This window comes from Mycobacterium sp. NPDC050041, assembly GCF_049541695.1.
Classification (GTDB): Bacteria; Actinomycetota; Actinomycetes; order Mycobacteriales; family Mycobacteriaceae; genus Mycobacterium.
Genome location: NZ_JBMVDG010000002.1, coordinates 264,045 through 276,449, shown reverse-complemented (window position 1 = coordinate 276,449; position 12,405 = coordinate 264,045). Strand labels below are relative to the sequence as shown.

Here is a 12,405-nt window from a genome sequence, read left to right as displayed (position 1 = left end):
GGTCAGTCGCGGGTGAGTTCGCCGTCGATGCGGCGCCAGAGCCGGTCGGGGTTGCTGTCCGCGATCGCACTGGGAAGCAACGACTTCGGTGCGTTCTGATAGCAGACCGGGCGCAGGAAGCGCTCGATCGCCCGGGATCCCACCGAGGTGGTCCGGGAGTCCGAGGTGGCCGGGAAGGGTCCGCCGTGCACCATCGCGTGGCCTACGTCGACGCCGGTGGGCCAGCCGTTGAACAGGATCCGGCCGGCCTTCAGTTCGAGCGTGGGCAGCAGTGCGCCCGCCTGCTCGACGTCGGAGTCGTCGGCCTGCACCGTGGTGGTCAGCTGGCCTTCGATGCCGGCGGCGACGCGCTGCATCTCGCCGATGTCGGCACACCGGACGATGAGCCCCGAGGCGCCGAACACCTCGGCCTGCAATGCCTCCGAGCCCAGCAGGCTGGCGGCGTCCGTGGAGAACAGCGCCGCACGGCAGGACACGCTCGGTGCGTTGTCCGACGACCCGCGGGCGATCAGATCGGCCTCGGCGGCCAGCGCGTCGACGCCCTGGCGGTACGTGTCGGCGATCCGCGGGGTGAGCATCGCAGCGGGCGTGCTCGCGCTGAGGGCGTCACGGGCGGCGGCGATGAACGTGTCGAGGTCGGGTCCGTCGATCGCGATGACCAGTCCGGGATTGGTGCAGAACTGACCGGCACCCATGGTGAGCGAACCGACGTACTCGCGGCCGAGGTCGGCGGCGCGGGTCGCCAAGGCGCCCTCGAGCAGGAACACCGGGTTGATCGAGCTCATCTCGGCGTAGACCGGGATGGGTTCGGGCCGGCCTGCCGCCGCGGCGACCAGTGCCAGGCCGCCGGCGCGCGAGCCGGTGAAGCCGACGGCCTTGATCCGCGGGTCCTTGACGAGCGCACCACCGAGTTCGGGGCCGTCGCCGAACAGCAGCGAGAAGGTGCCCGCGGGGAAGCCGGCGTCGGCGACGGCGGCGGTGATCGCCCGGCCGACCAGTTCGGAGGTGCCGGGGTGGGCGTCGTGGCCCTTGACCACCACGGGGCAGCCGGCGGCCAGCGCGGAGGCGGTGTCGCCGCCGGCGACGGAGAAGGCCAGCGGGAAGTTGCTCGCGCCGAACACGGCCACCGGTCCGAGCGGGACGAAGCGCTGGCGGATGTCGGGGCGCGGCACCGCGCGGTCGGGCAGGGGCGGGTCGATGCGGGCGCCGTTCCAGCTGCCCTCGCGGACCACCGCGGCGAACAGCCGCAGCTGGCCGGTGGTGCGGCCGACCTCGCCGGTGAGCCGTGCCTCGGGCAGGCCGGATTCGGCGTGCGCCCGGGCGACGAGGGTGTCCTTGACGGCCTCGATACGCTCGGCGATCGCTTCGAGGAACTGGGCCCGCTTCTCGGCGGGCGCGCTGCGGTACTCGGCGAAGGCGTCGGCGGCCGCGGCGCAGGCTGCGTCGACGTGCGACGCGTCACCGTAGTGGTAGGCGGGCTCCAGTTCGGCGCCGGTGTTGGGGTCGAAGCCGCGGATCTCCGCGCCGGAGCCGTCCACCGCCTGCCCTGCGATCAGCAGCTGGCCGGTGAGTTCACCAGCCGTCACTGTGGAAGTCATGGTCCCACGGTAGAACGCCGATAAATGCTTGTCTAAGTCCGTTTTGGGGTCGACTTATGCCTGCATTGAATCGCTGGAGTCAGCTGCGCGCTACGACGCCCTTGGCTCGTCCCGCGCCGCGAGCCGGCGCAGCACGTCGCGCCCGACCGCCCGGACGTCCTGATCCGCCGACGCCGCGATGAGGGTGACGCCGTCGGCCACGCCGGCCGTCTCGATGTCGGCCACCAGTCCGGTCAACCCGTCGACGGTTCCTGCGTACTGCAGCGTCGTCGCGGCCTCGGCGGGTCCCAGCGCGCCGCGTGCCGCACGGAAGTCGGCGGCCACCGCGACGGTGACATCGAGGATCACCGCGACGTCTGCCCGGTCGGCCCTGATCCGGCTCCTGGCGCGGCGCGCCTGCTGCAGATCGGTCGCGGCCACCCGCACGGCCCGCTGCTCGCCGGTCGTCAGTTCCTGCCAGTCACCGTCAACCACATATAGCCGCACGGCAGCCACCGTACGAGCGGCCTGCCGCCGCGTCGAGGCTTGCGCTCAGCGCGAATCGAAGCTCTTCGAACCGCTGTCACCGGAATTGTCGCCCGAGGTGTCGGTCGCGGGCTCGTCAGTGGTGACGAGCTTCGAATCCTGCATGTTCTCGACCTCTTCGGCGCTCTTGCCGCGGGTCCGGTAGAGGCTGGCGATCGTCGTGATGATCAGCGTCACGATGATGACACCCAGGCTGAGCAGCGTCGGGATCTCCGGCACCGGCACGGGCTCGCCGCCGTTGATGAACGGCAGCTCGTTCTCGTGCAGCGCGTGCAGCACCAGCTTCACGCCGATGAACGCGAGGATGAACGCCAAACCGTAGGACAGGTACACCAGGCGCTTGACCAGGCCGCCGAGCAGGAAGTACAGCTGCCGCAGACCCATGAGCGCGAACACGTTGGCGGTGAACACCAGGTACGGCTCCTGGGTCAGGCCGTAGATCGCCGGGATCGAGTCCAGCGCGAAGATGAGGTCGGTGGTGCCCAGCGAGACGATCACCAGGAACATCGGCGTCATCAGCCGCTTGCCGTCCTCCTTGACCCACAGCTTGAGGCCGTCCCACTTGTCGGTGAGCGTCAGGTGGTTCCGGGCGAACTTGACCACCCGGTTGTCGCCGTCGTCCTCGTGATCACTGTCACGGGTCAAGTTGATCGCCGTGTAGACCAGGAATGCGCCGAAGATGTAGAAGATCCAGGAGAACTGCTCGATGGCCACCGCGCCGAGGGCGATGAAGATGCCGCGGAAGATCAGCGCGAGGATGATGCCGACCATCAGCGCTTCCTGCTGGTACTTCTTCGGCACGTTGAAGCTGGCCATGATGATCAGGAAGATGAACAGGTTGTCCACCGAGAGGCTGTACTCGGTCAGCCAGCCTGCGAAGAACTCGATCCCGAAGTCACCGCCGTGGAAGAACCACACCCACACCCCGAAGGCCACCGCCAGCGAGACGTAGACCGACAGCGCGATCGAGCATTCCTTCATGCTCGGCTCGTGCGGGTTGCGGGCAATGGCCACCACGTCGAACAGCAGCACCGCCACCGTCACCGCGATGGTGATGCCCCATTCCAGGGCGGAAACGTTCACTCGACATACCTCCGGTCGTCAAATACGCCGGAGGTCTCTTCCGCCGCCGCGCATGACACGCGGGGCCCGCAGCACCGGTCGGCCGATGACGGCCGACGTAATGACGACACCGCGGCGAAGGAATACTCCCCTCCGGAACCGATTGTGCCTGGCCGAGACGGTCGTGGCCAATCGGGGTCCTGCCGGTCGATCACTGTCGCGATCCAAGGGGGGATACCCCGCAACGGCTAAACGTCACCACACGCCGCCGCGCCGCCGACCCGGGGCCGCTGTGCTGAGTAGTTTGTACCCGTGACAGCAGCGGACCCGCGGCACGAAATACCCGCTCAATATGCGTTGTCGCCGTTCGCTCCGGAGCCGCGCACGCTGATCGACATCCTGCACGAGACGGCGGGCCGGTTCCCGGACTCGCCCGCCCTCGACGACGGCACAGTGCAGTTGACGTATGCCGAGCTCGTCGCCGACATCGACGAGAGTGTCGCGTGGTTGGCGGCCCGCGGGATCGGCCGCGGTGACCGGATCGGCATCCGGATGCCGTCGGGCAGCTATGCGCTGTACGTGGCGATCCTGGCGACGCTGGCCACCGGCGCCGCCTACGTGCCGGTCGACGCCGACGACCCCGACGAGCGCGCCGCCCTGGTGTTCGGTGAGGCCGGGGTGGTGGCCGTCATCACCGAGAAGGGACTGGTACGCGCCACCGGATCGTCGCGGGGCTGGCGCGCGGCCGCCCCGCTCAGCCGGGACGACGCCTGGATCATCTTCACCTCGGGATCGACCGGGACACCGAAGGGTGTGGCCGTCACCCACCGCAACGCGGCGGCGTTCGTCGACGCCGAGGCCCGGATGTTCCTGCAGGACAATCCGCTCGGCCCGGGTGACCGGGTGCTGGCCGGGCTGTCGGTGGCGTTCGACGCCTCCTGCGAGGAGATGTGGCTGGCCTGGCGGCACGGCGCCTGCCTGGTGCCCGCCCCGCGGTCGCTGGTGCGCAGTGGGATGGACCTCGGCCCGTGGCTGGTCTCGCGGGACATCACCGTGGTGTCGACGGTGCCGACGCTCGCCGCGCTGTGGCCTGCCGAGGCGCTGGAGGCGGTGCGGCTGCTGATCTTCGGCGGCGAGGCGTGCCCGCCGGAGCTCGCCGAGCGGCTGGCGGTCGACGGCCGCGAGGTGTGGAACACCTACGGGCCCACCGAGGCCACCGTCGTCGCCTGCGCGGCGCGCCTCGACGGCCGGTCGGCGGTCAGCATCGGGCTGCCGCTCGCCGGCTGGGACCTGGCCGTCGTGGACAAGAACGGTGTCCCGGTCGCCGACGGCGACGTGGGCGAGCTGGTGATCGGCGGCGTCGGCCTGGCCCGCTACCTCGATCCGGAGAAGGACGCCGAGAAGTACGCGCCGATGCCGACGCTCGGCTGGTCCCGCGCGTACCGCAGTGGCGACCTGGTGCGGCTGCAGGCCGACGGCCTGTACTTCGTCGGACGGGCCGACGACCAGGTCAAGGTGGGCGGGCGCCGCATCGAACTGGGCGAGGTGGACGCCGCACTGGTCAACCTGCCCGGCGTCAGCGGCGGCGCGACGGCCGTGCGCCGGACCACCAGCGGCACTCCCCTGCTCGTCGGCTACGTCGCGAGCGCCGACCCCGCCTTCGACATCTCGGCCGCTCGCGCCGCCCTGGCCGAATCATTGCCCGCGGCGCTGGTGCCGCGGCTGGTGCTGCTCGACGAGCTGCCCACCCGCACCTCGGGCAAGGTCGACCGTGACGCCCTGCCGTGGCCCCCGCCCGGTGAGCCCGCAGACGTCGCGACGGAGTTGGGCGGCACCACCGGATGGCTGGCCGGTCTGTGGCGCGACGTGCTGGGCGCACCGGTGGACGGGCCGGAGGCGGACTTCTTCGCCCTCGGTGGCGGGTCGCTGTCGGCGGCACAGCTGGTGGCCGCACTGCGGCAGCGCTACCCGCACGTCACCGTCGCCGATCTCTACGACCACCCACGGCTGGGGTCGCTGGCCGGCTATCTCGACGAACTCGACCCGCCGCCGGCCGTCGTCACCCGCGACGTTGCGCCGACTCCCCGGCTGACGCAGCTGGTGCAGGTCGCGCTGTCAGTTCCGCTGGCCACGCTGACCGGACTGCAGTGGGTCGTGTGGCTGGCCCTGCTCAACAACCTCGCCGCCGCGGTGGACCTGGTGCCGTGGGTGACGCCGGTGAACTGGTGGTGGCTGCTGGCCGGCTTCCTGCTGTTCGTGTCGCCGCCCGGCCGGATGGGGATCGCGGTGCTGTGCGCGCGGATGCTGATCGGCAGCCTCGAACCCGGCACCTACCGCCGCGGCGGGCCGGTGCACCTGCGGGTGTGGCTGGCCGAGCGGCTCGCCGAGGCCAGCGGCGCGGAGAACCTCGCCGGGGCGCCGTGGCTGGTCTACTACGCCCGCGCCCTCGGCAACACCGTCGGCAAGGGTGTCGACCTGCACTCCTCGCCGCCGGTGACCGGCCTGCTGCGCCTCGGTCACCGCTGTTCGATCGAGCCCGAGGTCGACCTGTCCGGCCACTGGGTGGACGGCGACCATTTCCACGTCGGCCGGATCACCGTCGGCAATGACGCCACGATCGGCGCCCGCACCACGCTGCTGCCGGGCGCCGTGGTGGGCAAGAACGCCGACGTGGCCCCCGGGTCGGCGGTGGTCGGCAAGGTGAAGAACGGCCAGTACTGGAAGGGGTCGCCTGCGGTGAAGTCCGGCAAGGCCCGCCACCCCTGGCCCGATCACCGCCCGCGCCGCGCGCCCCTGTGGGTGGCGATCTACGGCGCGACGTCGGTGTTGCTCGGCGCGCTGCCGCTGGCCGCGCTCGCCGTGGGCCTCGCCGTGCTGGGCTGGGCTGTGCGACACACCGATTCGCTGGGAGCCGCGGTGCCGGTGGCGGCGCTGTGGACTCCGGTGGCGATGCTCGCCGCCGTGCTCACGTACGCGGCGCTGACCGTCGCCGGAGTGCGGCTGCTGTCGCTGGGCCTGCGCGAGGGCTACCACCCGGTGCGCAGTCGCACAGGCTGGCAGGTGTGGGCCACCGAGCGGCTGATGGACGCCGCACGCACCTTCCTGTTCCCGCTGTACGCCAGCCTGCTGACACCGTCGTGGCTGCGCCTCCTCGGCGCGAGAGTCGGCCGCGGGACCGAGATCTCGACGGCGCTGTTCACCCCGAAGTTCACCGAGGTGCAGGACGGCGCGTTCCTCGCCGACGACACCATGGTGGCGTCCTACGAACTCGGCGGCGGCTGGATCCACATCGCGAAGGCGACCATCGGCAAGCGGGCGTTCCTCGGGAACTCCGGCATCACCCAGCCGGGCCGCAAAGTTCCCGACGACGGATTGGTGGCCGTGCTGTCGGCCACCCCGCACAAGGCGAAGGCGGGCTCGTCCTGGCTGGGCAGCCCGCCGGTGCGGTTGCGGCGCAAGCCGACCGCGGCCGATGCGCTGCGCACCTTCCACCCGCCGCCGAGGCTGAAGCTGATGCGGGCCGCGGTGGAGACCTGCCGGCTGATCCCCGTCCTGGTGTCGTTCTCGATCGGGGTGGCGGTGCTGCTGACGCTGCAGGCGCTGGCGATCCGGTTCGGCTACCTGTGGACCGCGCTCGCCTGCGGCGTGGTGCTGCTGATCGCGGGCGCGGTGGCCGGGGCGATCGCGGTGCTCGCCAAATGGCTTGTGGTGGGCCGGATCACGGCCATCGAGCATCCGCTGTGGTCGTCGTTCGTATGGCGCAACGAGGTGGCCGACACGTTCGTGGAGACCGTGGCGGCGCCCTGGTTCGCGCGGGCCGCCAGCGGCACCCCGGTGATGAACCTGTGGCTGCGCGGCCTCGGCGCGACCATCGGCCGCGGCGTGTGGTGCGAGACGTACTGGCTGCCGGAGGCCGACCTGGTGACGCTGGCCGACGGCGCGACGGTCAACCGCGGTTGCGTGGTGCAAACGCACCTGTTCCACGACCGCATCATGCGGATGGACACGGTCGTGCTGGAGCGAGGGGCGACGCTGGGCACCCACTGCGTGGCGCTGCCCGCGGCCCGGCTGGGCGCCGGGTCGACCGTGGGCCCCGGCTCGCTGGTGATGCGCGGTGACGAGGTGCCCGCGTCGAGCCGCTGGCAGGGCAATCCCATTGCGCCGTGGATCCTTTCCCGAAAGAAGCGCCGGGACGCGACGGACAGTCGACAGGACAACGCCGCGTGACGCGTGCGAAGAAGGCCGCGAAGAAGTCGTCGGCGCCGGTGATCGACCCGTACCTGCCGCGCAACGGCAACTTCGGTTACCGGGTGTCGCGCTATGAACTCGACCTGGAGTACAAGGTCGCGATCAACCGGCTGTCGGGCACGGTGACCATCACCGCGGTGACGCTCGCGGCGTTGCGTGACTTCACCCTCGACCTGTCCGACGCGCTGTCGGTGAGCAAGGTGTCGGTCAACGGGAAGCGGCCGGCACAGTTCGGCAGTGCGCACGGCAAGTTGCGCATCGTGCTGCCTGCGGCGCTGCCCGCAGGCGCGGCGATGACCGTCGAGATCCGCTACGGCGGCAACCCGCGGCCGATCCGGTCCCACTGGGGTGACGTCGGGTTCGAGGAACTGTCCAACGGCGCACTGGTCGCGGGGCAGCCCAACGGCGCTGCGTCGTGGTTCCCGTGCGACGACCATCCCGCCGCCAAGGCCAGCTACCGCATCCAGGTCAGCGCCGACAGCCCCTACCGGGTGCTGGCCAACGGCGAGTTGGTCTCCCGGCGCACCAGGGCCGCGCACACGGTGTGGACCTACGAGCTGGCCGAGCCGACGTCGACGTACCTGGTGACGCTGCAGATCGGGATGTACGAACGGCACCGGCTGGCCAAGTCGCCGGTGCCCATCCACGCCGCGCTGCCGCCGAGGCTGCGCGACCACTTCGATCACGACTTCCACCACCAGCCGCAGATGATGAAGCTGTTCGTCAAGCTGTTCGGGCCGTATCCGCTGTCGTCGGGCTACACCGTGGTGATCACCGACGACGACCTCGAGATTCCGCTCGAGGCGCAGGGCATGTCGATCTTCGGTGCCAATCACTGCGACGGGCATCGTAATTCCGAACGGCTGATCGCGCACGAGCTGGCCCACCAGTGGTTCGGCAACTCGGTGACCGTGCGGCGGTGGCGCGACATCTGGCTGCACGAGGGATTCGCCTGCTACGCGGAGTGGTTGTGGTCGGAGAACTCCGGCGGCCGTTCGGCCGACGAGTGGGCGCGGCACTACCACCACCGGCTTGCGGATTCGCCGGAGGACCTGCTGCTGGCCGACCCCGGTCCGCGGGACATGTTCGACGACCGGGTGTACAAGCGCGGCGCGCTGACGCTGCACGTGCTGCGCCGCCATCTCGGTGACGACGACTTCTTCGCGCTGCTGCAGGACTGGACGGCCCGGCACCGCCACAGCACCGCGTTCACCGACGACTTCACCGGCCTGGCTGCGAATTACGCGCAGGACTCGCTGCGGCCGCTGTGGGATGCGTGGCTGTACTCCGAGGATCTGCCGAAGCTGTGACCGACGTCGGCGGGGCGCCCTCGACCGGGCCCGTCACCCGGGGCAGCGTGGCCCGGGTCGGGGTGGCGACGGCGCTGACCGCCCTGTGCGGCTACACCGTGCTGTATCTGGCCGCGCGTGCACTCGAACCCGAGGGCTTCTCGGTGTTCGGCGTGTTCTGGGGCGCCTTCGGACTGGTGACCGGCGCGGCGAACGGCCTGCTCCAGGAGGCCGCCCGGGAGGTCCGCTCGTCGCGGCACCTCGAGGTCACCTCCGGTGAACGCACACCACCGATGCGGGTGGCCGCGATGGTGGGAGTGGTGACGGCGCTGCTGATCGCCGGGAGTTCGCCGTTGTGGTCGGGGCACGTGTTCGTCGAGTCGGGCGCTCTGAGCGTGGCGCTGCTCAGCGTCGGCCTCGCCGGATTCTGCCTGCACGCAACGTTACTCGGGATGCTCGCCGGGGTGAACCGCTGGACGCAGTACGGGTCGCTGATGGTGACCGACGCCGTCATCCGGGTGGTGGTCGCGGTGGCGACGTTCGTGCTCGGCTGGGGCCTGGTCGGGTTCCTGTGGGCGACGGTGGCCGGCGCGGTGGCGTGGCTGATCATGCTGGCGGCGTCGCCGTCCACCCGGGCGGCGGCCCGGCTGCTCACCCCCGGTGGAATCGTCACTTTCCTTCGGGGTGCCGCACATTCGGTGACGGCCGCAGGCGCGAGCGCCATCCTGGTGATGGGTTTCCCGGTGCTGCTGAAGGCCACCTCGGAGGACCTCGGCGCGGCGGGTGGCGTGGTTATCCTCGCGGTGACGCTGACGCGGGCGCCGCTGCTGGTGCCGCTGACGGCCATGCAGGGCAACCTGATCGCCCACTTCGTCGACCAGCAGGACCGGCGGCTGCGGGCCCTCGTCACACCCGCGGTGGCGGTGCTCGCACTCGGCACGGTCGGGGTGATCGCCGCCGGCCTGCTGGGACCGTGGCTGCTGCAGAACGCATTCGGGGCGGAATACCGGGCCGACGGGGCGCTGCTGGCGTGGCTGACCGCGGCGGCGGTGGCGATCGCGCTGCTCACGCTGACCGGTGCGGCCACCGTCGCGGCGGCGCTGCATCGGGCGTACGCGGTGGGCTGGGTGGGCGCCACGGTGGCGTCGGTGCTGTTGCTGCTGCTGCCGTTGGACCTGGAGACCAGGACGGTGGTGGCGCTGCTGTGCGGACCGGTGGTGGGCATCGCCGTCCACCTGGTGGCGCTGGCCCGTTCGGACGTCAGCCCGGTGGTTGCGGACTGAGCAGGGCGGCCAGCAGCCGGATGCGTTGCGCCTCGATCTCAGGCTGCGGCAGGACGGGCCGCACCAGCGCCGCCCCGTCGAAGGTGTTGGTGAGCATGGCGACGAGCGCGCCGAACATATCGTGCGGGAACTCGTCGGCGCCGGGCAGCGAGCGGGCGATGTCACCGATGTTGGTGGCGTACAAGGTGAGAACGTCGCGCAGGGTGGCCCGCAGCTTGTCGTCGGTGCGCGCGGCGACCAGCAGTTCGTACATCACGGTGTTGGTGTCGTTGCCGGTGACGTCGCGCAGGATCGTCAGCACGGCTTCGAGCGCGGGCTGGTCGGCGGGGATCTCGGCGACCTGCTTGGTGAACAGGTCGAGTTGGCGCCGCATCACCTCGTAGGCCGTCGCCGCCATGAAGTCGCCCATGGTCGGGAAGTGCCGGAACAGGGCGCCGTCGGAGACCTGTGCCCGGCCCGCGATCACCTTGGCCGACGCCCGCGCGTATCCGACGTCGATGATGGTCTCGATGCTGGCGTCCAGGAGCCGGCTGACGGTCTCCGCCCGTCGCTGCTGCTGCGTTCTCGCCATGTCAGACAGGCGTTTTCACGCGACTGACAGGTTCCGCGCCGGCGCGCAGGAAGCGTCCCGCCCGCACCGTGGTGCCGTAGCCGTCGCAGAACTCGCCGTCGCGGAACACGACGACGCCGTTGACACCGGTGGCGGCCACCGCGGCGTCGTTGCGGTTGACCATGCGGCTCAGCCCGCCGTAGAAGTCGACCTCGGACTCGTGGTAGCCGTCGACGGAGTCGTCGAGGCCTGCGGGGTCGATCACCACGAAGTCGGCGCGGTCGCCGTCGCGCAGGGTGCCCGCGGGAACGCCGAACCAGTCGGCGACCTCCGCGGTGAGCCGGTACACCGCCCGCTGCACCGTCAGGAACGGCCTGCCCGCCCGGTCCGCCTCGACCGTGCGCTTGAGCAGCCGCAGCGCGTAGTTGTAGAACGCCATGTTGCGCAGGTGCGCTCCGGCGTCGGAGAAGCCCATGTGCACAGAGGGTTCGGCGGCGAGGCGGTCGAGTTCGCGGGGCCGGTGGTTGGCCACGGTCGTCGTCCAGCGGACGTTGCGCTCACCGTTCTCCACGAGCACGTCGAGGAACGCGTCGAGTGGATGGCAGTCCCGTTCGTCGGCGATCTCCCCGAAGCTCTTGCCGACGAGTGACGCGTCGGGGCAGGCGACGATCTTCGCGTCGTGGAAGTCGCGGTGCCACAGGGTCGGTCCGAGGATGCGGCGGTCGAACTCGGTGCGGAAGCGGCGCCGGTAGTCGGGGTCGGCGAGCAACTCGTTGCGCTCCAGCTGTTCCCGTAGGTGCAGCGCGGCGGTGCCTGCGCCGAACTCCTCGAAGACCGGCAGATCGATCCCGTCGGAGTACAACTCGAACGGCACCGGCAGATGCTGGAACCGCACGCTGGCGCCGAGCACACGATTGAGAAGGCGGGTGCCCGGCCCGAACACGCGGGCCGCACCCGGCGCGGACTTCGCGTCGGCGGAGACCAGCAGGCTCATCCGCACCCCGGCGCGGCGGCCGAACATGCGGCTGCTGGCGAGGAAGAACAACAGCGCGGTCAGCGGGTTCTTGACGTCGGGGGCGCTCTGCAGGATGCGGCGGCGTCGGCGCAGCGCCCCGATCAGCTTGCGACGCTCCTTCCAGGTGGCGAAGGTCGAGGGCAGCGCCCGGGAGCGGAACCGCTCACCGTCGAGCTTGTCGATGGCGGCGTCCATCCCGGACATGCCGAGCAGGCCGGCGTCGAGGGCGTCATCGAGCATCCCGACCATCGTGCGCATCTCGGCCCGGGTGGGCCGGGTCCGCTCGTCGGTGGCCCGGTCCAGGCCGAGCACCGCGGTGCGCAGGTCCGAATGCCCGAGCATCGAGGCGATGTTGGGGCCGAGCGGCAGGTCGTCGATCGCGGCGACGTACTCGGCCGGCGTCGACCACGTCTTGTGGGCCTGTAGCGCGCCGAGCACGTACTTGCGTGGCACCGCCTCCACCCGGCTGAACAGGTCGGCGGCGTCTTCGGAGTCGGCATACACCGTCGACAGCGAGCAGTTGCCCAGCAGCACCGTCGTCACGCCGTGGCGCACCGACTCGCGCAGGCCGGGGTCGAGCAGCACCTCGGCGTCGTAGTGGGTGTGCACGTCGATGAAGCCGGGGACCACCCACTTGCCCCTGGCGTCGATCACGTCGGTGCAGCCGGTCTCGTCGAGGCTGCCGACGGAGACGGCGACCACGACGCCGTCGCGGATGCCGAGGGTGCGCACGCGGGGGGCGGCTCCCGTTCCGTCGAACCAGAGACCGTCGCGGATGATCACGTCGTAGGGCATGGCTCACCGTAGGCCAGATAGTGAGCACTTGCAATCTTTT

At 70.8% G+C, this 12,405-nt stretch carries 8 protein-coding genes; 3 read left to right on the top strand and 5 right to left on the bottom strand.

The genetic code is table 11. From position 1 onward, the window contains the following. Positions 1-2: 2 nt before the first annotated feature. From ACPCHZ_RS06615 to ACPCHZ_RS06605, 3 genes are all read right to left on the bottom strand, one after another. Positions 3-1,598, bottom strand: a complete 1,596-nt coding sequence (locus ACPCHZ_RS06615; protein ID WP_423484025.1) for an aldehyde dehydrogenase (NADP(+)) — start codon at positions 1,596-1,598, stop codon at positions 3-5. A gap of 90 nt (positions 1,599-1,688) precedes the next feature. After that, positions 1,689-2,084, bottom strand: coding sequence for a hypothetical protein (locus tag ACPCHZ_RS06610; protein WP_423484024.1), 396 nt, complete (start codon positions 2,082-2,084; stop codon positions 1,689-1,691). Between the two features lie 45 nt (positions 2,085-2,129). Beyond that, positions 2,130-3,206: a TerC family protein gene (locus tag ACPCHZ_RS06605; RefSeq protein WP_423484023.1), complete on the bottom strand. Its 1,077-nt coding sequence runs from the start codon at positions 3,204-3,206 to the stop codon at positions 2,130-2,132. Positions 3,207-3,497: 291 nt separating this feature from the next. Here ACPCHZ_RS06605 and ACPCHZ_RS06600 point away from each other — a divergent pair, with 291 nt between their 5' ends. Genes ACPCHZ_RS06600 through ACPCHZ_RS06590 form a run of 3 tightly spaced genes read left to right on the top strand, consistent with a single transcriptional unit; the run spans position 3,498 to position 10,005 of the window. Beyond that, positions 3,498-7,412: a Pls/PosA family non-ribosomal peptide synthetase gene (locus ACPCHZ_RS06600; protein ID WP_423484022.1), complete on the top strand. Its 3,915-nt coding sequence runs from the start codon at positions 3,498-3,500 to the stop codon at positions 7,410-7,412. Continuing rightward, positions 7,409-8,743 carry a M1 family metallopeptidase gene (locus ACPCHZ_RS06595; protein WP_423484021.1) on the top strand — a complete coding sequence of 445 codons (1,335 nt, stop codon included), beginning with the start codon at positions 7,409-7,411 and terminating at the stop codon, positions 8,741-8,743. Before ACPCHZ_RS06600 ends, ACPCHZ_RS06595 begins: the two co-directional genes overlap by 4 nt. After that, the gene (locus ACPCHZ_RS06590) at positions 8,740-10,005 is read left to right on the top strand and encodes a hypothetical protein (protein WP_423484020.1); all 1,266 of its coding nucleotides are present in this window, start codon (positions 8,740-8,742) and stop codon (positions 10,003-10,005) included. The genes ACPCHZ_RS06595 and ACPCHZ_RS06590 overlap by 4 nt, the downstream gene beginning before the upstream one ends. On the opposite strand, the gene ACPCHZ_RS06585 is transcribed toward ACPCHZ_RS06590, so the two are convergent. Together ACPCHZ_RS06585 and ACPCHZ_RS06580 are read right to left on the bottom strand one after the other, a co-directional pair. Then, entirely contained in the window at positions 9,983-10,576 is a 594-nt protein-coding gene (locus ACPCHZ_RS06585) for a TetR family transcriptional regulator (RefSeq protein WP_423484019.1), read from the bottom strand. The two genes, ACPCHZ_RS06590 and ACPCHZ_RS06585, sit on opposite strands and share 23 nt — an antisense overlap. A gap of 1 nt (position 10,577) precedes the next feature. Further along, entirely contained in the window at positions 10,578-12,365 is a 1,788-nt protein-coding gene (locus ACPCHZ_RS06580) for an N-acyl-D-amino-acid deacylase family protein (protein WP_423484018.1), read from the bottom strand. Positions 12,366-12,405: the final 40 nt, after the last annotated feature.